Source organism: Amycolatopsis sp. NPDC049691 (assembly GCF_040675005.1).
Taxonomy (GTDB): Bacteria; Actinomycetota; Actinomycetes; order Mycobacteriales; family Pseudonocardiaceae; genus Amycolatopsis.
Genome location: NZ_JBFANX010000006.1, coordinates 435,277 through 456,926, shown reverse-complemented (window position 1 = coordinate 456,926; position 21,650 = coordinate 435,277). Strand labels below are relative to the sequence as shown.

The window sequence follows — 21,650 nt, the reverse complement described above, 5'->3', positions numbered from 1 at the left end:
CATGCCGGTCAGACGTGGACGGGGAACTTCGCCGGCCCCCGGAGGTTGATGCGGCCGTTCCACTCCAGGTCGCCCGCGAAGTCCAGCTTTGGGAACCGCCGCACCAGACGGCTCACCGCGACCTGCCCCTCCAGCCGCGCCAATGCCGCGCCCAGGCAATGGTGCGGGCCCGCTCCGAACGAAACCTGGTGTCGCGCCTCCGGGCGGTCCAAGCGCAGTTCCGCGGCGTCCGGGCCGAAGAACCTCTCGTCGCGGTTCGCCGATCCCAAGCATGCCAGCACGAACGTCCCCGCCGGGATTTCGCGGCCCGCCACCGTGTGCGGCGATGTCGTGATCCGGCGGGTCTGCTGGACCGGTGAGTCGTACCGCAGGAACTCCTCGACGGCGTTGGCCGCCAGCTCGGGTTGGGCCGCCAGCAAAGCCAGCTGTGCGGGGTTGCGCAGCAATGCGTTGACGCCGTTGGCGATCAGGTTGACCGTGGTTTCGTGGCCCGCCACGTACAGCAGCACCACCTGGGCCACCAGCTCGTCGCCGTCGAGGACCTGGCCGTCGTGTTCCGCCGCGATCAGCGCCGTCAGCAGGTCGTCCGCCGGGTTCGCGCGCTTCCAGGCGATCACCTCGCGGGTGATGGCCGTCAGCTCCGCGTCCGCCGCCGCGATCGCGCGGGCCGTTTCCTCGTCGGCGACGATCTCCAGGGACCGGACCAGCGTGCCGCTCAGCTCGCGGATACGGGAGTGGTCGGTCGGGGGCATGCCCAGCATCTCGGAGATCACCGCGAACGGGAGCGGGAACGCCAGCTCCTCGACCAGGTCGCAGGTTCCCTTGTCCGCCATGCGGTCCAGCGCCGTGTCCACCAGTCCGGCGATCTTCGGCTCCAGGGCGGCGATCGCGCGGCGGGTGAACACCTTCGTCACCAGGGACCGCAGCCGCGTGTGGTCGGGCGGGTCGCGGTCGAGCATCGACCGGTTGAGCGCGCCCGCGTCCTCGTCGGCGGCGGAGAACTCGAACGGGGATTCCGCCAGGTTGGCGACGTCCACCGACAACCCCGCCCGCAGCAGCGCCGAGACGTCTTCGTAGCGCGAGACGAACCAGAAGCCCAGCGGGTGGTCCTGCACCGGATCCTCGTCGCGCAGCAGCTTGTACTGCTCGTACGGGTTCTCGAAGAACCCGGGCGCGAACGGGTTGAACAGCAGCTCGTCGGTGTTCGTCATGGCGTGACCCCCGTACCTACACCGTGTCGGTGACATACGCAGTGTATGTCCTATGCTTTGCGCATGTCGACCCTCAAGAGCCGGCGGGAGCAGTACTCCGAGGCCACGCGGGCCGCGCTGCTGGCCGCGGCCACCCGCCGGTTCGCCGAGGACGGCTTCGCCGGCACGGCCCTGGAGGACATCGCCGCCGACATCCAGGCCACGCGCGGCGCGATCTACCACCACTTCGCCAGCAAGAAGGCGTTGTTCGAGGCGGTCTTCGAACAGCTCGAGACGGGCGCGCTGGAAGTGTCCGCGAACGCGGCGGCGCGCGCGGCGGACCCGTGGTCGGCGGCGTTCTCGGCCCTCGACGCGTTCCTCGACCGCTGCTGCGACCCCGTCTACGGCAAGCTCGTCTGGCGGGAGGCGCCGCTCGCGCTCGGCTGGGTGCGCTGGCAGGCGGCCGAGGAGCAGTACGCGTACGGCCTCGTCGAGCAGCTGATCAAGGCGCTCGTCGAGGGCGGCGACATCGACGAGCAGCCGCTGGAGACCACGACCCGGCTGGTGTTCGGCATGGTGGGCACGGCCGGGATGGCGCTGGCCGAGGCAGCCGATTCGGACAAAGCCCGGCTCAAATCGGAGTATGCGACGGTCATCGCGAGGATGGCTTCGGGATTGCGGCCCGCCGTCACGTGAATCGTGGCCCGCGGCTTTCCCGAGCATCGTTTTCTTCGGTTTTCTGACCCATTCGAGATAACGGGGACACCCTGAGTAGCACTTGTGAGGTCCGTGTAGGCTCCGGACTCGCTTGACCGGGTGATCACTCACCCGAATCAGTAGCCGCCTGCGGGGGTGGATGGCTGCTTACGTCGTGGTTCGGGCTCGGATAGGAGATTTATGCAGGTCAGGTCCACTCTCGTCCGTGGCGGGATCGCGGCTCTCGCCGCGGCCGCCGCCGTCATGATCAGCTCGCCCGCCGCCCTCGCGGACGACGGTGCCGCCCGCGGCCGCGTCGTCGCCGACGAGCACGGCAACGCCAAGGCGACCGTCGGCTACCGGCTCAACCTCGGCCGGGGCGGCGACTACATCGCCGAGCTGTTCGAAATGAAGCTGTCCAACGGCAGCACGCTGAAGCTCTACTGCGTGCAGATCACCGTCGGCCTGCGCACCGACGTCGACATGGTCGAGCGTCCGTGGAGCAAGTACCCGGCCGAGAACTCGTCGTTCGAGAAGAACAACACCAAGATCAACTGGGTGCTGCACAACGGCTACCCGGGCACCGGCCTCGACGCGCTGGGCAAGGCGCTGAAGAAGGCGGGCGTCGAGACGCACGACGGCATCTCCGAGCGCGAGGCCATCGCCGCGACGCAGGCCGCCGTGTGGCACTTCAGCGACGGCGTGAACCTCGACGCCACCAAGCCGCTGGCCGAGGAGAAGGACGCCGGCGCCAACGCCGACGTCGCCGCGCTCTACGCCTACTTCACCGGTGACCAGAACAAGGGCATCGGCGAGCAGCCGAAGCCGACCCTGAACATCGCCGCGGACAAGACCGAGGGTGCGGCCGGCAGCAAGATCGGCCCGTTCAGCGTCGCCACCAGCGGGGACATCACCTCGCTGACCAGCCAGCTGCCCGAGGGCGTCAAGATCACCGACGCCGACGGCAAGGAGCTGAAGAACTCCGACGTCAAGGACGGCAGCAAGCTGTACGTCGACGTCCCGGCGGGCACCAAGCCGGGCAAGGGCGGCTTCACGCTCAAGGCCACCGGCGAGCTGGACACCGGCCGCCTGTTCGTCGCCGAGAACTACGCGAAGAAGCCGGCGCAGTCGCTGATCGTCGCCGACTCGGAGAAGACCGAGGTGACCGCGAACGCGGCCGCCAGCTGGACCGAGGCGGGCGCCCCGACCACCGCGCCGAGCACCCCGGCCGGCTCGAACGGCGGTGGCGGCGACCTGGCCAACACCGGTGTCGACGCTGCGGTTCCGTTCACCGTGGGCGGCCTGCTGCTCGGTGGCGGCGCGCTGATGCTGCTGGTGAACCGCCGGCGCAGCCGCGCGTAAGCACGCTCGACGAGACGGGGTCGGTCCACAGTGGACCGGCCCCGTTCTTCGTGTCCGGAAACCGACCATCGGATTGCGATCATCGGGGCAAACCGGGCGAATCGCCGGGTAATTGGTCTAGACTTTTCGGCATGCGTGGGACGACCGTTCCGCCGGGGACGCCCTGCCCGCCGCCGCGGGCGGGGGAGCTGCCGATGCACCGGCTGGAGGTGCCCGCCCCGCACGCGCCGCCGTTCGCCGTGGGCACGTTCGACGAGGTCGGGCCGCTGTCGCGCGCGGAGTTCCCGCACCGGCACACCTTCCACGAGCTGGTCCACGTCACCGGGGGCACCGGCGCGCACGTCGTCGACCTGGCGCGCCGCCCGCTGCGGCCGCCGCACTTCGGCGTCATCGCGCCCGGGCAGGTGCACCAGTGGGCCGGCGTGCGCGGCCTGACCGGGCACGTCGTCCTGTTCACCGACGACTTCCTCCTCGACCACCCGGCCGACCGCGAACTGCTGCGGCGGCTGAGCGAGCAGCCGTGGCCGCGGCTGGACGCGGCCGCCGACGCCGTCGTCACGCGGCTGATCGCCGACCTCGTCGAGGAACACCGCCACGGCGAGGAATCGGTGCTGCGGGCGCTGGTGCACGTCCTCCTCGCGCGCGCCGCGCGGTTCCTGGGGACGCCTCCGGCCCCGCCCGCCGGGGCGGTGGCCGCGGAGTTCACCCGGCTCACCGGCCGGCCCGACCTCGGGCTGTGGTCGGTGTCGGCGCACGCCGAACGCCTCGGCGTCACCCCGGGCCACCTCACCGAGGCCGTGAAGGCGGCGACCGGCCGGACCGCCGCGCAGCTGCTGCGCGAGGCGCGGACCCGGGAGGCGCAGCGGTTCCTGCTCCGCACGGACCTCACCGTGCGGCAGGTCGCGAGCCGCGTCGGGTTCGCCGATCCGGCGTACTTCTGCCGGTTCTTCCGCCGCGAAACCGGGCTGAGTCCCGGCGACTTCCGCCGCGGCGCGGGAAATCACCACGACTGACCGGTCCAGTCCATCGTCGCCGGCCCGGTGCGCTGCCTACGTTCGAGGGGATCCCCGACGCCCCCACGAGGAGCAGGCATGGACGAAGACAGCAAGCTCAGCCGCAAGACGGTGCTGCGCGCGGCGCTGGCGGCGGGCGTCGCCGCGCCGGTCGCGCTGATCGGCGGCCCGGCGCTCGCCCGCACGACCGTCGCCGGCGGCCGGGTCCCGGAACTGACGCCGGCGTGCCACGACGGCGACGAGCCGACGATCGAGCAGACCGAAGGGCCCTACTTCAAGCCGAACTCGCCGGAACGGACCGACCTGGTCACGCCCGGCACCCCGGGCACGCGCCTCACCGTGTCGGGCTACGTCTTCGGTCGCGCCTGCCTGCCCGTGAGCCGCGCGCTGCTGGACTTCTGGCAGGCCGACGTCAACGGCGCGTACGACAACACCGGCTACACCTTCCGCGGCCACCAGTACACCGACGCACAGGGCGCGTTCCGGCTCTCGACGATCGTGCCCGGCCTCTACCCCGGCCGCACCCGGCACATCCACGTCAAGGTCCAGGCGCCCGGCCGGCCGATCCTGACCACCCAGCTCTACTTCCCCAACGAGCCGCGCAACAACACCGACACGATCTTCGACGCGCGGCTGCTGATGACCGTGCGGGACAACGGCTCCGCGAAGGAAGGCGCCTTCGACTTCGTGCTGAACGTCCCGCAGACGCCGACGTCGACGCCGCCGACCTCCACCCCGCCCGGGGGCACCACCTGGGCGGTGGGCACCAGCTACGCGGCCGGTGCCCGGGTCACCTACGGCGGCCAGGGCTACGTGTGCTTGCAGGGGCACACCGCCCAGCCGGGCTGGGAACCCCCGGCCGTCCCCGCGCTGTGGCGGGCGGAGTGACCCGCTGAGGAGGGAGGGAACGGGCGGGGCCTGGACTGCACCCGGGCCCCGCCCGGTTTCCGCACGATTGGCGTCGCGCCGGCCCCGGCCGGCCTGCGACATTCGCGGCATGACGGATTCGCGATCGTGGCTGCGGCGCTTCCACCCGGCGGCGCCCGGCGCGCCGAGGCTCGTGTGCTTCCCGCACGCCGGCGGGGCGGCGAGCTACTTCCACGCGTTGTCGGCCGCGCTGGCCCCCGCGGTCGACGTGCTGGCCGTGCAGTACCCGGGCCGGCAGGACCGCCACGCCGAACCGCTGGTGGACGACCTGTTCGTGCTCGCCGACCGGCTGGCCGGGGTGCTCGCCGCCGAGGTCGCCGCGCCGGTGGCGTTCTTCGGGCACAGCATGGGCGCCAGCCTGGCCTTCGAGGTCGCGCGGCGGTCCGGGCCCCGGCTGTCGGGCCTGTTCCTGTCCGGGCGCCGGCCGCCGTCGGCGGAACCGGCTCCGCTCCCGGAGCGCAGTGACGACGACCTGCTCGCCGACCTCCTGCGGCTGGGCGGCACCGACGGCCGCGTGCTCGAGCACACCCAGCTCGTCCGCGCGATGCTGCCGGTGCTGCGCAACGACTACCGGGCCACGTCGGCCTACCACTACCGGCCCGGGCCCGACGTGGCCTGCCCGATCGTCGCGCTCGTCGGCGACCGCGACCCGAAGGTCACGGACGGAGAAGCGCGGCAGTGGGCGGCGTTCACGTCCGGCGCGTTCGAGCTGACCACGTTCGACGGCGGGCACTTCTACCTGAACGACCAGCTCACGGTGGTGAGCGGCCTGCTCGGCGAGCGGCTCACCCGGTGGACGGGTGAGCCGCTCGCGTCGGGTCAGCAGTAGAGGTTCGCGCCGGGGTCGACGCCGAGGATCGACGTGATCTGGCGGTACTTGTCGACGCGGCTCTGGACCTGGGCGGGGTTGCCGCCGTTGCACTCGATCGAGCCGTTGATGCTGCGGATGGTCTCGCCGAAGCCGGCGCCGTTCACCATGGCGTTGTGCGGGGTCATGGTGCCGGGGCCGCTCTGGGTGTTCCAGTACCAGAGGCCGGTCTTCCACGCGACGGCCGCGTTCTGCTCGACCTGGTAGGGGTTGCCGAGCAGGTCGATGCCGAGCGCGTCGCCGGCGGCCTTGTAGTTGAAGTTCCAGCTCAGCTGGATCGGGCCGCGGCCGTAGTAGGCCGACTGGCCGGCGGGGCAGCCGTAGGGCTGGTTCCAGTCGCAGTAGTGCGGGTAGTTCGCCGTGTTCTGCTCGACGATGTAGACGAGCCCGCCGGTTTCGTGGTTGACGTTGGCGAGGAACGCGGCGGCTTCCTGCTTCTTGACCGTGTCGCTGCCGGTGTTCGCGAAGCCGGGGTACGCCGACAGGGCCGCGGTCAGGCCGCTGTAGGTGTAGAAGCTGTTGCGGCCGGGGAAGATCTGGTTGAACTGCGCTTCGCTGACGACGAACGCGCCGGGGTTGCCCGGGTCCGTGCCGCCACCGCAGCTGTAGGGCTCCCAGTACCAGGTGCTGATGACCGGGTCGTAGCCCGGGTTGGCGTTCTTGGCGCGGTAGTAGCCGCCGTTGGTGTAGCGCACGATCGCGCCGACGTCGTACCACTGGCCTGCCACCCAGTTCGGGTAGCTGCAGGTGGTCCCGCCACCGCCGTCGCAGCTGTAGGGCTCCCAGTACCAGGTGCTGATGACCGGGTCGTAGCCCGGGTTGGCGTTCTTGGCGCGGTAGTAGCCGCCGTTCGTGTAGCGCACGACGGCGCCCACGTCGTACCACTGGCCGGCGACCCAGTTGGGCGCGGTGCAGGCGGCGGCCGCGGCCGGCGGGGCCTGGCCGGTGGCGGCGGGTACGCCGAGCACGAGCCCGGCGACGGCGGCGAATGCGGAGAGGATCGCGGCAAGACGTCTTCTCAAGACTGGCTCACTCCTTCGGCCACGACGGAGTCCGGACGCGGGGGCGCCCGGTGTCGGAGGGGGTGTGCTCATCCGGCCGAGACGAGGGTGTCACCGGTCACTAGAACAGATTGGTCTAGTCCAGTCAAGGATTCTGGCCCGCCGGGCAAGGGGTGTGCGCGAACGACTCCGGAGTTGAACCGCGCGGCCGCCCGTGACGATCGGACCGGGCGCATCCAGTCCTATGTGGACTCCGCGCGGCCGAGGTGGTCGAGCATCGAGCGGACGGCTTCGAACTCCCGGACCTCCTGGCGGCAGTCCGGGCACGCGGCGAGGTGCCGCTCCACCCGCGCCGCGTCGGCGGCCTCGAGCAACCCCAGGCTGTACGCCCCGAGGTCGGTCCGGTCGTACCGGGCCATGGATCGCGTCTCCGTTTCCGCGTCCCGCACGGGAACGCCCGCACTACCGGACGTCTCCAGAGTCCTGGCCCGTACGCGGCACCGGCGGCCTTCTCCCGTTTTCCACCCGATCGGCCGACAACTTGCGGCGCCGAACAGCCCATGTGAGTGACAGCGGGCGGTCACGGTACTCACCGGTCCGGACACGGAAAGCTTTTGTGCCACCAATTTCCGCGATTCCGCGTCATGGGCCCGCGGCGGGCTCGTCGGTTCTGCGTCGGACCGGAATTTTCCGGCTCCGACCTGGGCGAAGGCGATCCGAAACGAGGAGAGCGAGAGCGATGACCGTACGGAGCCACCGGGCGGACGACGTCGTGGACGAGGTCGGGGTGTGGCTGGCCGGGGAGTTCGCGGGGCGGCTTCCCGCCGGGGAGATCGACCGCGTCGTCAAGCTGACGCGGCTCGATCTGGAAGGCAGCATCGCGTCGGAGGAGCTGGGGGAGATGCTCCACCGGCTGGGGCGGGCCCGCTTGCAGCGGATCCTGGACCTGGCGCCGGCCACGCAGGTGCGCATCCCGCGAGCCCGCTGACCAGGGCTTTCCCGGGAAAGCGACGGGTCAGCGGGACGCGGCGGCCTTGAGGGTGCGCAGGACCGGCGCCGTCTCCAGCGTGTGGATGGCGTCGAGCGCACCCAGCCTGCGGGTCAGGTAGTGGTGCAGCCCGGCCGCGTCCGGGCAGAGCGCGTGCGCGACCAGGTTCGCCGGCCCGGTCGTCGCCGCGACGAGCGCCAGTTCCGGGTGCGTGGCCAGCTCCCGGGCGACGGCGTCGAGGTGCGCGGGCGCGACCGACATCCAGAGCAGCGCGTGGGTGGTCGCGCCCAGCGCGGCGGCGTCGACCTCCAGGTCGAAGAACACCGTGCCGCCCGCTTGGAGGTCGGCCAGCCGGCGCGCGACGGTCGCCGCGGACCAGCCGGTGGCCGTCGCCAGCTCGGCCAGGCTCGCCCGGCCGTCGCGCTGCAGCGCCGCCATCAGCAGGTCGTCGTCCTCGGTCAGCGGCTTGCCCTCGCCCGAGACGGCCGGGGTCAACGCGGCGGCCTGCGCGGCGTCGAGGGCGTTCGCGCGCCCGAGCCACGCGGTCGGGCCGCCGAAGTAGCGGTGCAGCAGCTGGTGCGCCGACACCGCCGTGATGCTCGCCGAGCGCGGGACGTCCCGCAGCAGCAGCGAATGGTCGCTCGCGGCCGGCGTGTGCACGTTCACGCAGATCTCCGTGCCGCCCGAGACGAGCTTGACCCACGCGGTGTCGGCCCGCCGCGCCAGCGCGAGCGCGACGTCGCGCGCCGTGTTCGGCGTCGCGGTCAGCCGGACCATCCACTCGGCCTGTCCGGCGCGTTGCGGGTCGGGCAATCCGACGACGCGAAGCGACGCTTCGGCGCGTAGCCGGCGATAGCGGCGCGCCACCGTCTGCGTCGAGACGCCGAGTACTTCGCCGATCTTCGTGAACGGCGCCCGGCCGTCGAGGTGCAACGCGTGGATCAGCGCGCGGTCGACGTCGTCCAGAGCCGTGGTCATATCCATCATCAAAGCGCAGTGCGTGGAAGAAATCAGCAACCTTGCCCCGGAAAGTGGAACCTGCGGCCAGGTAGAGGCGATGGTCGGTGGCGAACGAAAGGGGGCACCTCTTGCCGACCAGGACCCGCTACCGGCACCGCTGGGCCGCACTCGCCGTGCTGCTCACGGCCGAGGCCATGAACCTGCTCGACGCGACGATCGTCCAGGTCGCCGGCCCGGTGATCCACGCCGAGCTGCCCGGCCCGGACGCCGACATCCCGTGGTTCTCCGCGGCCTACACGCTGCCGTTCGCGGTCTTCCTGATCACCGGCGGCCGGCTCGGGGACGTCTTCGGCCGGGCGAAGACGTTCAAGATCGGTGTGACGGGCTTCGTGCTCTCGTCGCTGGTCTGCGCGGCCGCGCCGGACGCCGCCATCCTGATCGGGGCCAGAGCGGTGCAGGGCGCGGCCGCGGCGCTGGTCATCCCGCAGACGATCGGGCTGATCCGCGCCCTGTTCGACGGCGACGAGCGTGCGAAGGCGCTCGGCACCATCGGCCCGGTGATGGGCCTGTCCGCGGTCACCGGGCCGCTGCTCGGCGGGCTCCTGACGCACGAAGTGTCGTGGCGAGCGGTGTTCCTGGTGAACGTCCCGCTCGGGCTGGCGGTCCTGCTCGCCGCGCGGTTCCTGCGGGAGGACAAGGCCGAGACGCGCCCGAAGCTCGACGTCGCGGGCACGCTGCTCGTCGTCGCCGGGACGGGGCTCGTCGGCTACGCGCTGATCAACCCGGCCGGGACGAACTTGTGGCTGCTCGCCGCCGGTGCCGCGGTGCTCGCCGGGTTCGGGTTCCACCAGCGCCGCACGTCCGCGCCGCTGGTCGAGCCCAGCCTGTTCGCCAACCGGGGGTTCCCGTCCGCGCTCGCCGGGTCGCTGCTGTTCTTCGCGATGATGACCGGGCTGATGCAGGTCGTGCCGATGCGGCTGCAGCTCGGCGAGGGAGCCGACGTCCGCACCGCCGGGCTGACGCTCGTGCCCCTGTCCGCCGGGCTCGCGGTGGCGTCGTGGTTCGCCGGGAGCAGGCTGGTGCCGCGGTTCGGCGCGCGCGTGATGTTCGCCGGACTCGCGCTGGTCCTGGCCGGGACGCTGGCGCTGGCGCTGGCCGACGCGCGCGTCGGTGCGCTCGCGCTGTGCGGTCTGGGCATGGGGACGTTCACGGTCCCGTTCTTCAGCGCGGCGCTGGACCGCGTCCGGCCGCACGAGACGGGCTCGGCGGCCGGGCTGCTCAACGCCGTGCAGCAGCTGGGCGGGACCCTCGGCGTCGCGCTGCTCGGCGGGCTCTACCTGAACACCGGCAGCGCGGCCACGGCGTTCGGCGTCGCCGCCGGACTGACCGTGGCCGCGGCCGTCGCGGTCGTCCCGCTCAGTAGTCGTCGCGGCCGGTGAACTGCTGCTCCAGCAGCTCCGCCGCGCCGGCCACCAGCTCCAGCGGGTCGATGAACTCGTTGATGTCGAGGTTGATCAGCGGCAGCGAGTGGCGCAGCACGAGGTGGTCGCCCATCACCGCGAGCCCGCCCACGACGGTCGAGTTGCCGACCTCGGTCAGCACGTCGAGGAGGTCGACCTCGTCGTGGCGGGCGAATGGCGTCGCGATCTGGACCCAGTCCTCGCGCTGGTCGAGGATCTCGCGGGCGATCACCACGATCTGGGCGCGCTGCTCGGTGTCGGGCTCGTCGCCGAAGATCAGCCGGATGCGGATCTCGTCGGGCTCGTCGCGCACCACCCGGTACTCGTGCCTGATGTACGCGACCAGGTCGCCCCACTCGGCCATCAGGCGGCCCCGATCCGGTCGAGGTCGGCCAGGACGTCCGACGGCAGTTCGAGCGAAGCCGCGGCGAGGTTTTCGCGCAGGTGCTCGGGCGACGACGTCCCGGGGATGAGCAGCATCGACGGCGACCGCTGCAGCAGCCAGGCCAGCGCGACCTGCATCGGCGTCGCGTCGAGGCGGGCGGCGCAGTCGTCGAGGATCCCGGACTGCAGCGGGCTGAAGCCGCCGAGCGGGAAGTACGGCACGAAGGCGATGCCCTCGGCGGCGCACTTGTCGACGAGGGCGTCGTTTTCGCGGTGCGCCAGGTTGTACTGGTTCTGCACGCAGACGACGGGCGCGATCGCCTTCGCTTCGTCGAGCTGCTCCGCGGAGACGTGGCTGACGCCGAGGTGCTTGATCAGGCCCTGCTGCCGCAGCTCGGCGAGCACCCCGAACGGCTCGGCCAGCGACATCGGCACCGGGTAGTCGCCGGCCGCGTTGCTCAGCCGCAGGTTCACCACGTCGATGGCGTCGACGCCGAGGTTGCGGAGGTTGTCGTGCACGGCCTGGGTCAGCTCGCCGGCCGACAACGCGGGCGGCCACGCCTTGTCGGGCGTCCGCCGCGCGCCGACCTTCGTCACGATCGTCAGCGACTCGGGGTACGGGTGGAGGGCCTCCTTGATCACCGCGTTCACGGTGTGCGGCCCGTAGTAGTCGCTGGTGTCGATGTGGGTGACGCCGCTTTCGACGGCTTCGCGCAGCACGGCGACCGCGGTGTCGTGGTCGCGCGGCGGTCCCCAGACACCGGGGCCCGCCAGCTGCATGGCCCCGTACCCCATCCGGGTCACGGGGATCTCCCCGCCGAGGCTGAAAGTGCCGCCCAGGTTTGCCATTCCGCTCCTCAGGTAGGTGGCGTTCCGCCGAGGAGTCTAGGGAGGATCAGCCGCACGCGCCCTTGCTTCGCAGCACGCGCGTCACCGACTCCTGCACCCGTGCCGCCGGCAGTTCCCCCGTCTGCACCGCCTTGACCAGCCGGTCCAGCACCTCGTTCACCCGGCCGCCGGACGACCACAGCGCCTGGTCCGCCCCGGCCTGCAGGGCCTTCAGCACTGCGTCCGGCAGCGGGTACTGGGACGTGATCGCCTTCATCGCGCCCAGGTCGTCGGTCACGACGAGGCCGGTGAAGCCGAACTCGGTCCGCAGCAGCTGGTAGGCCGCCGGCGAGATCGACGCCGGGACACCGCCGGTCAGGTCCGGCACGTCGAGGTGGCCGACCATGACCGCGACCGGCCCGTAGCTCGCGATGTCGCGGTAGGGCACCAGGTCCACCGCCCGCAGCTGCGCGAGCGGCGGGGTCACGACCGTGCCCTCGTGCGAGTCGCCCGAGCCGTGGCCGTGGCCGGGGAAGTGCTTGAGCACCGGCTGGACCCCGCCGTCGCGCAGGCCGGCCGCGAACGCCGCCGCGTAGGTCTTCACGCGGTTCGGGTCGGGGCTGAAGGACCGGTCGCCGATGACGTCGTCGTCCGGGGCGTCGGTGACGTCGGTGTCCGGCGCGAAGTCGACCGTCACGCCGCGCGCGCGCAACTGGCGGCCGCGGTCGGCGGCCAGCGCGCGGACCTCGGCGGGCGACTTCGTCGCGGCCAGCTGCCGGGCGGACGGGATGTCGCCGTCGAGGTCGTCGATGCGCTGGACGCGGCCGCCCTCTTCGTCGACCGACACCGCCACCGGCAGCCGGGCCACGCCCTGGACGGCGTCCAGGGAACGATCTTTCAACAACGCTGTTGCGTTACCGCCGATGAAGATCCCGCCGACCTGGTTGTCGCGCACCAGCGACACCGTGGAGGCCGGGTTGTCGCCGGACACCCCCACGACGACCAGCTGCGCGACCTGACGGCGGACGTCGAGGCCGTTCACCAGCGCCGCGCAGTCCCCGGGGCGGGCCAGCCTCGACGTCGGCGCCGGGGCGGTGGTTCGGGACGAAGACGGTGAAGGCGGTGGCGGCGGGACCGGCGAGCGCGGGATGGCCAGCCCGCTGACGGACTCCGCTCCGCAGCCGGTGACCAGCGAACTCAGGCACAACGCCACCCCCACGGCAGCCAAACTTCGGCGGTTCATCGGTCCCTTCACTCGTCGGCGTGCCCCACGACCGTAGTCGACGCCCCGGCTTCACGATGTGAAGAAGGGGGTGAGGAAGGTTAGAGAATTCGTGAAGGCGGCCTCAGCAGACTGGCACCGCAAGGACACGGACAGTGGGGAGGGGTTCGATGGACCAGGTGCGGGTGGCGGCGTGGGCGTCGGATCCGATCGCGCTCACGGGGCTGATCAACCACCTGAAGTCGCGGCCGGAGCTGCTGGTCGTCTCGCGTGCCCGGCGCGCCGAGGCGTCGGTGCTCGTGTTCGCCGTCGGGCAGGTCGACCGCGAGGTGATCAACGCGCTGCGGGGCGCGGCTGCCGAGTCGCCCGCCGCGATCGTGCTGGTCGCCGGGCACGTCGACCCCGGGCTCCTGAGCCTGCTGGCCGACTGCCACGTCTCCGTCGTGCTGCCGCGGACCGCGCTGGACCGGCTCACCGAGAGCGTGCTCGCCGCCGCGCGGGGCCGCACGACGCCGTTGCGCGACCAGGTCGAGGCCCTGGCCCACGAAGGCGCCGGGGCGGCGCTGACGCCGCGCGAGGTGGATGTGCTTCGCCTGATGGCCGAAGGCTGGGACACTGCGGAGATCGCGGGCAAGCTCTGCTACTCCGAGCGGACCGTGAAGAACGTCATCTACGCCATGACCAACCGGCTCAACCTGCGCAACCGGCCGCACGCGGTCGCCTACGCCGTGCGGGCCGGTGTGATCTGAGGAAGGCCGTTGCGCACGATCGTCCGCCGGACCGCCGTCGCGGTCGCCGCGTTGATCCCGCTCGCCGCCTGCAGCACGGGTGACGCCGGCGGCCCGACGAAGCTCACCATCGCCACCTTCGGCGAATTCGGCTACGCGCCGCTGATCGCCGAGTACCAGAAGCTGCACCCGGACATCACGGTCCAGAACCGCGTCACCGACTTCGACACCCACCACAAGGGCCTCGCGACGCAGCTCGCCACCGGCCGCGGTGCCGCCGACGTCGTCGCGATCGAAGAGCAGTACATCCCGCAGTACCGCAAGGCGAAGGACAAGTTCGTCGACCTCGCTTCCTTCGGCGCGCGTGAGCTGGAAAAGCAGTGGGCGCCGTGGAAGTGGGCGCAGGGCACCGACGGCGCGTTCGTCCTCGGCCTCGGCACCGACATGGGCAGCCTCGCCCTCTGCTACCGGCGGGACCTCTTCCAGGCCGCCGGCCTGCCGGCCGACCGCGACGAAGTCGCGAAGCTGATGCCGGACTGGGACGCCTACGCGGCCACCGCCCAGCGGTTCACCGAGAAGACGCCGGGCGTGAAGTTCGCCGACTCCGCCGGGACCGTCTACACGGCGATGCTCAACCAGTCGCCGGAGAACTACTTCTCCGCGGCCGACGACTCGTTCATCGGCGACCGGAACCCCAGTGTCCGCGCGGCTTTCTACCTGTCCGGCGGCATCGCCGCGAAGGGGCAGACGGCGGCCGCGACGACGTTCACGCAGGCCTGGAACGTGGCCATCAAGCAGGGTTCCTTCGCGACCGTCGCCTGCCCGGCGTGGATGCTCAGCCAGATCAAGGAAGCCGGGGGCGACGCGGGAAAGGGCAAGTGGGACGTCACGACCGTGCCGGGCAAGAGCGGCAACCAGGGCGGCTCGTTCCTCACCGTGCCGAAGCAGAGCGCGCACCCGAAGGAGGCGTACGAGCTCGCGAAATGGCTGACCGCGCCGGAGCAGCAGAAGAAGCTCTTCCTCTCCGACGGCATCCTGCCCAGCGAGCCGTCGGTGTACACGGATCCCCAGGTCGTCGCGCACACCGATCCGTATTTCGGGGACGCGCCGATCGGGCGGATCTTCGCCGCGTCCGCCGATCGGCTGCGGCCCAACTACCGCGGCCTGCGCGACGCCGACGTCCGGCCGGAGTTCGGCCGCGCGCTCGGGCGGATCGAAGACAAGACCGACGGTGTCGACCAAGCCTGGGCGGAAGCCGTGCAGCAGGCGCAAGCCGCCCTGAAGTAGCGCGCGTGCTCGCTCGTTTCGACCGCAAGGCGACGCCGCTGCTGCTCGTCGCGCCCTTCTTCGCCCTGTTCCTCGTCTTCGGCGCGTTCCCGCTGCTCTACACGGCGTGGGTGTCGCTGCACGACTGGAACCTCCTGGACGGCGACCAGGGCTACCTCGGCCTGGCGAACTACGGCGAGCTGCTGGCGGACCCGAACTTCTACAACGCGCTCGCCAACACCGTCGGCATCTTCCTGCTCGCCGCCGTGCCGGAGTTCCTGCTGGCCCTGGGCATCGCGGCGCTGCTCGACCGCCCGCTGCGCGGCGCGACCTGGTGGCGCACCGGCGTGCTGCTGCCGAACGTCGTGTCCGTCGTCGCGATCGGGCTCGTGTTCGGGCAGCTGTTCAGCCGCGACTACGGCGTCGTCAACGAAGTGCTCGGCTGGTTCGGCATCGCGCCGGTCAACTGGCAGGCGACGAGGTGGACGTCGCACCTCGCGGTGGCGTCGATGGTGCTCTGGCGCTGGACCGGCTACAACGCGCTGATCTACCTGGCCGCGATGCAGGCCGTCCCCGGCGACCTCTACGAAGCCGCTGCGCTGGACGGCGCTTCGCGGTGGCGGACGTTCTGGTCGATCACCGTGCCGGGCATCCGGCCCGCGATCGCCTTCACCGCGATCGCCGGCACGGTCAGCGGCCTGCAGCTGTTCGCCGAGCCGCAGCTGTTCGACGCCGGCGGGTCGGGCGGGACCGGCGGCAACGACCGCCAGTTCCAGACGCTCGCGATGTACTTGTACGAGAAGGGTTTCACGCACTTCGACGCCGGTTACGCGGCCGCGCTGACCTGGGTGCTGTTCGTCGTCTGCGCGGGGTTCGCGCTGGTCAACTACCGGCTGGTGCGCCGGTTCGTGAGGTCGGCGTGAGGCGCCCCGGCGGCTGGGTCTACGTGGTGCTGATCGGCGTGCTGGGCGCGTCGATCTTCCCGCTGTACTGGTCGTTCATCGTGTCCACAAGGGACAACGCGGCGATCGGCGAGACGTCGCCGCTGCTGCTGCCCGGCGGGCACCTCTTCGAGAACGTGCGCCGCGTCTTCGACACCGTCGACTTCTGGCTGGCGCTGGGCAACTCGCTCATCGTCGCGGGCACGGTGATGGTGTCCAACGTCGTGCTCGCGAGCCTGGCCGGGTTCGCCTTCGCGCGGCTGCGGTTCCCGGGTCGCGACACGCTGTCTCTGCTGGTCGTCGGCTCGGCGATGGTGCCGGCGCAGCTCGGCGTCATCCCGCTGTACCTGGTGGTCGGCGAGCTCGGCTGGTACGGGCGGCTCGAGGCGGTGATCGTGCCGGGGCTGCTCAGCGCGTTCAGCGTGTTCTGGATGCGGCAGGCGTGCGAGAACGCGATCGACGCCGAGCTGGTCGACGCCGCGACCGTCGACGGCTGCTCGATCCTGCGCACGTACTGGCACGTGGCCGTCCCGTCGCTGCGCCCGGCGGCCGCGGTGCTGGGCATGCTCACGTTCCTGGCGACGTGGAACGACTACTTCTGGCCGCTGGTCGTCCTCGACCCGAACGAGACACCGACCGTGCAGGTCGCGCTTTCCCAGCTCGCGAGTGGGTACTACACCGACTACGCGCTCATGCTGACGGGTGCGACCGTGGGCGTCCTGCCCGTGATCGCGTTGTTCCTGCTGCTGGGCCGCCACATCGTGCGGGGGATTCTGAGAGGGGCGCCGGTATGACCTTTCCGACGGGCTTCCTGTGGGGCGCGGCGACCGCGTCCTACCAGGTCGAAGGGGCGGTGACCGCGGACGGGCGCGGACCGTCCATCTGGGACACCTTCTCGGCTCGCCCGGGCGCGGTGCTGGGCGACGCGTCCGGCGAGGTCGCCTGCGACCACTACCACCGCTTTCCCGAGGACATCGGGCTGCTGGCGGACCTCGGCCTGAACGCGTACCGGTTCTCGGTGGCGTGGCCGCGGGTGCTGCCGGACGGGCGGACGCCGTCACCCGCCGGGCTCGCCTTCTACGACCGGCTGGTGGACGAGCTGCTCCGCCGGGACGTCACGCCGGTGCTGACGCTGTACCACTGGGACCTGCCGCAGGCTCTGGAGGACGCCGGTGGCTGGCCCGCACGCGATACGGCGTACCGGTTCGCGGATTACGCCTCCTTCGTGCACGACGCACTCGGCGACCGGGTCAACCAGTGGACGACGATCAACGAGCCGTTCTGCGCGGCGTTCCTGGGGTACGGCAGCGGGGTGCACGCACCGGGCGTCCAGGACCACGACACGGCGCTGGTCGCGGCGCACCACCTCCTGCTGGCACACGGGCTGGCGACGCGGGCGTTGACGGCGCAGGCCCGGCCGGGGCACCAGTTCTCGCTGGCGTTGAACTTCGCGCCGGCGCTGGCGGACGGCACCTCGCCGGCGCACCTCGAGGCCGCGCGGAAGTTCGACGGGATCCACAACCGGTTCTTCCTGGACCCGGTGCTTGGCCGGGGCTATCCGCCGGACGTGATGGCCGATGTCGAGTACCACGGCGGCCGGTTCGCGGCATCGGTCCGCGACGGCGACACGGACACGATCGCGGCGGCGATCGACTGGCTGGGCGTGAACTACTACGCGCCGGCGCGGGTCACGCCGTTGGCCGATCCGTTGGCGCCGGGCAATTGCCCGTTGCCGGGCCTGCGGGGACTGGACGTGCTGCCGGCCCGCCCGCCGTTGACGGCGTTCGGCTGGGAGCAGGCCCCGGCCGTGCTGACCGACTTGCTGGGGTGGCTGTCGTCGCGGTCCGGGTTGCCGTTGGTGGTGGCGGAGAACGGAGCGTCCTTTGTGGACCAGGTGGCCGGCGGCCGGGTGTACGACGCGGCGCGGGTGAACTACTTCATGGAGCACTTGGGGGCGGTCCACGAGGCCATCCGCGCCGGCGCGGACGTGCGCGGGTACTTCGCGTGGTCGCTGCTGGACAACTTCGAGTGGGCGATGGGGTACTCGCAGCGGTTCGGGCTGGTGCACGTGGACTTCGAGACGCAGGTCCGGACGGTGAAGGATTCGGGCCGCTTCCTGGGCCGCGTCGCCAAGGCGAACGCGCTAGGGCCGCTGCTGCCGGAAGGCGTCGGCGACGCCCGAGCGTGACGGTGTCTCCAGCTTCCCCAGCAACCGGGCCACGTGCGCCTGTACCGTCCGGCGCGGCAGCGACAGCTCCGCCGCGATGTCCGGATTGGACTTCCCGTCCGCGACCAGACTCGCGATCCGGACCTCGATCGGCGTCAGCGACTCCCACCCGTGTCCCGGCCGGATCGGGGAGAACAACGCACCTCGCCGCACGCCCAGCCGCCGCAACCGCGTCTCCGCCCGGCGCAAGTCCCAGCGGGCGCCCAACGTCGTGTACAGCTCCGCCGCCTCCTCGAACGCCGCGTGCGCCGCGTCCAGGCGGCCCGCGCGGGCCAGCAGCACCGCCGCGTCCTCCAGGACCGTCGCCAGCTCCGGGCGGCGGCCGACCGCGCGGAAGTGCTCCGCCGTCGCCAACACCGCCGCCGGGTCGTCCTCGATCAGCCCGCGGCACCACGACGCCGCCGCGTGGGCGCGTGCCGGGCGCCGCTCCTTCGCCGCCTCCTCCTCGCACACCGCCAGTGCCCGGCGCGCCCGGTCGGGTTCGTCCTGCTCCATCGCCAGCCGGACGTACGCCGGGAGCCATTGGTGGCGCAGCATCATCTGCGCGTACGTCGGGTTCAGGATCGGCTCGAGGATCGCCAGCGCGCGGACCCGGTCGCCGCGCTGCTCGGCCGCCAGTGCGTCCGCCACCAGCAGGAAGTCGAAGCTCTCGCGCTCGGCGCCGGTCGCCGGGGCGTACTCCTCCGCCGCGTCGAGGTGGGCCGCCGCCTGGGCGCGGTCGTCGCGGCGGCCCGCGATCAGCGCCGCGACGCCGTGCAGCAGCAGCGCCGCCGGGCCCGGCTCGCGCAGGCCGTAGAACGTGATCGCCGGGCCGTCTTCGGTGACCGTGTCCAGCTCCACCAGCGCCTCGTCCCAGCGGCCCTCCCAGTACCGGTGCACCGCGACGGAAACCTGCAGCCCCACCGGCATCGCGTGCCGCGCCGCGACGTCGCCCGCCGCGCGCAGGGCCGCGTCCGCTTCGGCGAGCCGGTCGAGGTTCTGCAGCGTGAAGACGCGGTTGTCGAGCAGGTCCAGGTGCAGGTCGGCCAGCTCGTGCTCGTCGCCGACGGCCTCGATCGCCGCGTCGATGTGCGCCAGCGCGGAATCGTGCTCGCGGCGCACGGAATCGACCAGCCACAGCGACTGCAGTGCGTGCGCCGTCAGGTACCGGTCACCGTCGGCGAACGACTTCGTCTCGTACGCCGCCTTTTCCGCGGCGTCCAAATCGGACAGATCACCGCGCCGGAAGTTCGCCAGCAGCTGCCGGTGCTTGACCCGCCACAGCTCCGGCACGGCCGGGTCGTCGACCGACGCCGCGAGCGTCGCGACCGCGCCCTCGGTGTCGCCACGGCGGTGCCGCAGCGCCGCCAGGATGTGCCGCATCTCCTCGACGGCGTCGGGCTCGGCGGCGACGTCGAGTGCCTGCTGCGCCAGGGTTTCCGGGTTCCGCTCCAGCCGGAACAGCACCTTGACCAGTGCCACGAGCAGGACCTCGCGACGGTCCCCGGCACCCGCGGCCAGCGCGCGTTCCAGCAGTTCGACGGCGATCAGCGGCGCGCGGTTCGACACGGCCGCGTGGTGCGCGGCGAGCCAGTCCAGCACCCATTCGTCCACTGTGGCCGGTGCCGCGACGAGCTGCTCGGCGACGCGCTTGACCGGCGCGCCGATCCCGGCGAGCGCTTCCGCGGCCTGCCGGTGCAGCGCGGCCCGCGTCCCGGCCAGCAGCCGGTCGTAAAGCGCTTGGCGCAGCAGGGGATGCCGGAACGCGAGCTGCGTCCCGGTGTCGATCAGGACGTTCGCGGCGACGGCCTCTTCGAGCGGCTCCAGCAGGTCCGACGGCCGCGTGCCGAGCACCGCGGCGATGTCCCCGACGGCGAACTCCATGCCCAGCAACGCACCCCAGCGCAGGACTTCCTGGGTCCGCGCGGGCAGGAAGTCGAGCCGCCGGTCCACCGCGGCGACGAGCGAACTCGGCGTTTCGAACTCGGCCGGGTCGTCGACGTCGGCCGCGCCGCCGGTCACCTCGACCGCCCCGGCGCGCAGCAGGACGTCGACCATTTCCTTGACGTACAAGGGGTTCCCCGCGCCACGGGCGGCCAGCTCGCGCAGCCCGGGCCCGGGTGCCGCGCCGATCTGGTCCTCGATCAGCCGTCCGACGTCCTCGCCGCTCAGCGGGGCCAGATCGAGCACGACGCCGTCGCGGGCCTGGACGCCGCGCCGCAGCTGGGCGAGCTCGGCGCGGTCCGGCGCCGGCCGGGTCGCGGCCACCAGCAGCAGCGGCAGCTGCCGGGTCGCCGCGCACAGGCGGTGCCAGACCAGCACGGACGCCTCGTCGGCCCACTGCAGGTCGTCGACGACCAGCACCTGCGGCGAGTCCGCGCACAGCTCGTCGACCAGGGCCAGCAGCCGGTCGACCGCGCCGAGCACCGGGTCGGCGGGCCCCCAGCTGCGGCGCACCGGGTCGCCCGAGAGCTCCTTCGCCAGGCGGGCGCGCCGCGGGTCGGGCGAATGCGCGTCGATCTCGAGGCACTCCAGCATCACCTGCAGCGGGAAGCGGGTGCTCAGCTCGTCGGCGGCGGCCCAGAGCCGCCGGAAGCCGGGGCCGTCCGGCAGGGTGCTGGTGAGCAGCTCGGACTTGCCGATCCCGGCATCGCCTTCGATCCACACGGCCCGGCCGCGCCCGGCCCGGACGTCGGCGACGAGCTCGGCGAGCCGGGCGGTTTCGGCTTCCCGGCCGAAGAGCCGGTGCCCGGTGACCTCGACCGGCGCCGCGGGCGCGTCGAGGGCCGGGTCCTGGGCGAGGATCCGCTGGTGGAGCCGCTGCAGCGCCGGTCCGGGCTCGACGCCGAGCTCGCCGACGAGGGTGGCGCGGGCGTCGCGGAAGACGTCGAGGGCGTCGGCGGGCCGCCCGCTGCGGTAGAGGGCGAGCATGAGCGACTCGCGCAGCGACTCCCGCAGCGGGTGTTCGCCGGCCAGCACGGCCAGTTCGGGCGCGAGGTCGAGGTGGCCGCCGAGGGCGAGCAGGGCCTGGGCGCGCCGTTCGAGGGTGTCCAGCCGCAGTTCGGCGAGGTATTCACGGTGCCGCTCGGCGAACCCGCCGGGCACGCCGGAGAGCGCTTCCCCTTGCCAGAGCGCGAGAGCGGCGTCGAGTTCGGTGACGGCGGCTCGCGGGTCGCCTCGGTCCAGGTGCGCCTGCGCCTGTTCGCGGTGGCGTTCGAAGACGGCGGCGTCGAGCGCGTCTTCGTCGAGCAGCAGCGAGTACCCGGCCGGGTCCGAGACGAGGACGCTGGCCGCCGACCAGCGCGACCGGTCGGGTTCGAGCGCCCGCCGCAGCCCCGAGACGTAGGTGTGGACGCTGCCCTCGACGCTCGCGGGCGCGGAGTCGCCCCAGACTCCGGCGATCAGCTCGGCGCGCGGGACGGGCCGGCCGGCGTTGACCGCGAGCACGGCGAAGATCGCGCGCTGACGAGCGGGGCCCAGGCCGATCTCGGCCACCCCGCGCCAGGCCCGCAGCGGGCCCAGCAAGCCCACTCGCAGCCCGGTGTCCGCTTCCCCGCGCATGTCGTGCCGTCCCCTCTGGGACTCGCGTCCCAGACCCCATTCCCCCAGG

Annotated in this window: 20 protein-coding genes; 12 read left to right on the top strand and 8 right to left on the bottom strand. The window is 72.2% G+C overall.

What is annotated here, in order from left to right; all coding sequences use genetic code 11:
* Positions 1 to 8: 8 nt before the first annotated feature.
* Positions 9 to 1,211: a cytochrome P450 gene (locus AB0J40_RS17260; RefSeq protein ID WP_364453584.1), complete on the bottom strand. Its 1,203-nt coding sequence runs from the start codon at positions 1,209 to 1,211 to the stop codon at positions 9 to 11.
* 63 nt (positions 1,212 to 1,274) lie between these two features.
* On the opposite strand from AB0J40_RS17260, the gene AB0J40_RS17255 reads away from it, so the two are divergent.
* The 5 genes from AB0J40_RS17255 to AB0J40_RS17235 all read left to right on the top strand — a co-directional run bounded on the left by AB0J40_RS17255 (position 1,275) and on the right by AB0J40_RS17235 (position 6,017).
* A complete protein-coding gene (locus AB0J40_RS17255) occupies positions 1,275 to 1,886 on the top strand; it encodes a TetR/AcrR family transcriptional regulator (protein WP_364453581.1) in 612 nt (203 codons plus the stop codon).
* 201 nt (positions 1,887 to 2,087) lie between these two features.
* The gene (locus AB0J40_RS17250) at positions 2,088 to 3,248 is read left to right on the top strand and encodes a thioester domain-containing protein (RefSeq protein ID WP_364453579.1); all 1,161 of its coding nucleotides are present in this window, start codon (positions 2,088 to 2,090) and stop codon (positions 3,246 to 3,248) included.
* 131 nt (positions 3,249 to 3,379) lie between these two features.
* A complete protein-coding gene (locus AB0J40_RS17245) occupies positions 3,380 to 4,261 on the top strand; it encodes an AraC family transcriptional regulator (RefSeq protein ID WP_364453576.1) in 882 nt (293 codons plus the stop codon).
* 78 nt (positions 4,262 to 4,339) lie between these two features.
* On the top strand, positions 4,340 to 5,149 hold the full coding sequence (locus AB0J40_RS17240; RefSeq protein WP_364453573.1) for a carbohydrate-binding protein: 810 nt from the start codon (positions 4,340 to 4,342) through the stop codon (positions 5,147 to 5,149).
* Between the two features lie 109 nt (positions 5,150 to 5,258).
* The gene (locus AB0J40_RS17235; RefSeq protein WP_364453571.1) at positions 5,259 to 6,017 is read left to right on the top strand and encodes an alpha/beta fold hydrolase; all 759 of its coding nucleotides are present in this window, start codon (positions 5,259 to 5,261) and stop codon (positions 6,015 to 6,017) included.
* Here AB0J40_RS17235 and AB0J40_RS17230 read toward each other — a convergent pair.
* Entirely contained in the window at positions 6,008 to 7,024 is a 1,017-nt protein-coding gene (locus AB0J40_RS17230; protein ID WP_364453704.1) for a glycoside hydrolase family 19 protein, read from the bottom strand. The two genes, AB0J40_RS17235 and AB0J40_RS17230, sit on opposite strands and share 10 nt — an antisense overlap.
* 275 nt (positions 7,025 to 7,299) lie before the next feature.
* Positions 7,300 to 7,476, bottom strand: a complete 177-nt coding sequence (locus AB0J40_RS17225) for a zf-HC2 domain-containing protein (RefSeq protein ID WP_364453568.1) — start codon at positions 7,474 to 7,476, stop codon at positions 7,300 to 7,302.
* A gap of 320 nt (positions 7,477 to 7,796) precedes the next feature.
* Here AB0J40_RS17225 and AB0J40_RS17220 point away from each other — a divergent pair, with 320 nt between their 5' ends.
* Entirely contained in the window at positions 7,797 to 8,045 is a 249-nt protein-coding gene (locus tag AB0J40_RS17220) for a hypothetical protein (protein ID WP_364453566.1), read from the top strand.
* 27 nt (positions 8,046 to 8,072) lie between these two features.
* On the opposite strand, the gene AB0J40_RS17215 is transcribed toward AB0J40_RS17220, so the two are convergent.
* Entirely contained in the window at positions 8,073 to 9,023 is a 951-nt protein-coding gene (locus AB0J40_RS17215) for an AsnC family transcriptional regulator (protein WP_364453563.1), read from the bottom strand.
* Between the two features lie 110 nt (positions 9,024 to 9,133).
* Here AB0J40_RS17215 and AB0J40_RS17210 point away from each other — a divergent pair, with 110 nt between their 5' ends.
* Positions 9,134 to 10,444 (top strand): MFS transporter, encoded by a 1,311-nt coding sequence (locus AB0J40_RS17210; protein WP_364453561.1) that lies wholly within the window; start codon positions 9,134 to 9,136, stop codon positions 10,442 to 10,444.
* Here AB0J40_RS17210 and AB0J40_RS17205 read toward each other — a convergent pair.
* The 3 genes from AB0J40_RS17205 to AB0J40_RS17195 are packed head-to-tail and all read right to left on the bottom strand — an operon-like array spanning position 10,422 to position 12,920.
* A complete protein-coding gene (locus tag AB0J40_RS17205; protein WP_364453559.1) occupies positions 10,422 to 10,829 on the bottom strand; it encodes a hypothetical protein in 408 nt (135 codons plus the stop codon). The genes AB0J40_RS17210 and AB0J40_RS17205 overlap by 23 nt on opposite strands.
* Positions 10,829 to 11,698 (bottom strand): oxidoreductase, encoded by an 870-nt coding sequence (locus AB0J40_RS17200; protein WP_364453556.1) that lies wholly within the window; start codon positions 11,696 to 11,698, stop codon positions 10,829 to 10,831. The genes AB0J40_RS17205 and AB0J40_RS17200 overlap by 1 nt, the downstream gene beginning before the upstream one ends.
* 46 nt (positions 11,699 to 11,744) lie before the next feature.
* On the bottom strand, positions 11,745 to 12,920 hold the full coding sequence (locus AB0J40_RS17195; RefSeq protein ID WP_364453553.1) for a glycoside hydrolase family 3 N-terminal domain-containing protein: 1,176 nt from the start codon (positions 12,918 to 12,920) through the stop codon (positions 11,745 to 11,747).
* Positions 12,921 to 13,069: 149 nt separating this feature from the next.
* Here AB0J40_RS17195 and AB0J40_RS17190 point away from each other — a divergent pair, with 149 nt between their 5' ends.
* From AB0J40_RS17190 to AB0J40_RS17170, 5 genes are read left to right on the top strand one after another with little or no spacing between them, the layout of a single operon-like run.
* Positions 13,070 to 13,648, top strand: coding sequence for a LuxR C-terminal-related transcriptional regulator (locus AB0J40_RS17190; RefSeq protein WP_364453551.1), 579 nt, complete (start codon positions 13,070 to 13,072; stop codon positions 13,646 to 13,648).
* Between the two features lie 9 nt (positions 13,649 to 13,657).
* Complete coding sequence (locus AB0J40_RS17185; protein ID WP_364453548.1) at positions 13,658 to 14,914, top strand: extracellular solute-binding protein; 1,257 nt, start codon at positions 13,658 to 13,660, stop codon at positions 14,912 to 14,914.
* 5 nt (positions 14,915 to 14,919) lie between these two features.
* Positions 14,920 to 15,816 carry a sugar ABC transporter permease gene (locus AB0J40_RS17180; protein ID WP_364453546.1) on the top strand — a complete coding sequence of 299 codons (897 nt, stop codon included), beginning with the start codon at positions 14,920 to 14,922 and terminating at the stop codon, positions 15,814 to 15,816.
* Positions 15,813 to 16,628: a carbohydrate ABC transporter permease gene (locus AB0J40_RS17175; RefSeq protein ID WP_364453544.1), complete on the top strand. Its 816-nt coding sequence runs from the start codon at positions 15,813 to 15,815 to the stop codon at positions 16,626 to 16,628. Before AB0J40_RS17180 ends, AB0J40_RS17175 begins: the two co-directional genes overlap by 4 nt.
* Positions 16,625 to 18,022: a GH1 family beta-glucosidase gene (locus tag AB0J40_RS17170; RefSeq protein ID WP_364453541.1), complete on the top strand. Its 1,398-nt coding sequence runs from the start codon at positions 16,625 to 16,627 to the stop codon at positions 18,020 to 18,022. The genes AB0J40_RS17175 and AB0J40_RS17170 overlap by 4 nt, the downstream gene beginning before the upstream one ends.
* On the opposite strand, the gene AB0J40_RS17165 is transcribed toward AB0J40_RS17170, so the two are convergent.
* A complete protein-coding gene (locus AB0J40_RS17165; RefSeq protein WP_364453539.1) occupies positions 17,978 to 21,601 on the bottom strand; it encodes a BTAD domain-containing putative transcriptional regulator in 3,624 nt (1,207 codons plus the stop codon). The genes AB0J40_RS17170 and AB0J40_RS17165 overlap by 45 nt on opposite strands.
* Between the last annotated feature and the right edge of the window lie 49 nt (positions 21,602 to 21,650).

Excerpts from the sequence above, each read along its gene's own strand:
- AB0J40_RS17190 (WP_364453551.1), top strand. The coding sequence starts at position 13,070 with ATGGACCAGGTGCGGGTGGCGGCGTGGGCGTCGGATCCGATCGCGCTC.
- AB0J40_RS17240 (WP_364453573.1), top strand. The coding sequence starts at position 4,340 with ATGGACGAAGACAGCAAGCTCAGCCGCAAGACGGTGCTGCGCGCGGCG.
- AB0J40_RS17235 (WP_364453571.1), top strand. The coding sequence starts at position 5,259 with ATGACGGATTCGCGATCGTGGCTGCGGCGCTTCCACCCGGCGGCGCCC.
- AB0J40_RS17215 (WP_364453563.1), bottom strand. The coding sequence starts at position 9,023 with ATGACCACGGCTCTGGACGACGTCGACCGCGCGCTGATCCACGCGTTG.
- AB0J40_RS17250 (WP_364453579.1), top strand. The coding sequence starts at position 2,088 with ATGCAGGTCAGGTCCACTCTCGTCCGTGGCGGGATCGCGGCTCTCGCC.
- AB0J40_RS17260 (WP_364453584.1), bottom strand. The coding sequence starts at position 1,211 with ATGACGAACACCGACGAGCTGCTGTTCAACCCGTTCGCGCCCGGGTTC.
- AB0J40_RS17225 (WP_364453568.1), bottom strand. The coding sequence starts at position 7,476 with ATGGCCCGGTACGACCGGACCGACCTCGGGGCGTACAGCCTGGGGTTG.
- AB0J40_RS17165 (WP_364453539.1), bottom strand. The coding sequence starts at position 21,601 with ATGCGCGGGGAAGCGGACACCGGGCTGCGAGTGGGCTTGCTGGGCCCG.
- AB0J40_RS17220 (WP_364453566.1), top strand. The coding sequence starts at position 7,797 with ATGACCGTACGGAGCCACCGGGCGGACGACGTCGTGGACGAGGTCGGG.
- AB0J40_RS17205 (WP_364453559.1), bottom strand. The coding sequence starts at position 10,829 with ATGGCCGAGTGGGGCGACCTGGTCGCGTACATCAGGCACGAGTACCGG.
- AB0J40_RS17200 (WP_364453556.1), bottom strand. The coding sequence starts at position 11,698 with ATGGCAAACCTGGGCGGCACTTTCAGCCTCGGCGGGGAGATCCCCGTG.
- AB0J40_RS17245 (WP_364453576.1), top strand. The coding sequence starts at position 3,380 with ATGCGTGGGACGACCGTTCCGCCGGGGACGCCCTGCCCGCCGCCGCGG.
- AB0J40_RS17195 (WP_364453553.1), bottom strand. The coding sequence starts at position 12,920 with ATGAACCGCCGAAGTTTGGCTGCCGTGGGGGTGGCGTTGTGCCTGAGT.
- AB0J40_RS17255 (WP_364453581.1), top strand. The coding sequence starts at position 1,275 with ATGTCGACCCTCAAGAGCCGGCGGGAGCAGTACTCCGAGGCCACGCGG.
- AB0J40_RS17170 (WP_364453541.1), top strand. The coding sequence starts at position 16,625 with ATGACCTTTCCGACGGGCTTCCTGTGGGGCGCGGCGACCGCGTCCTAC.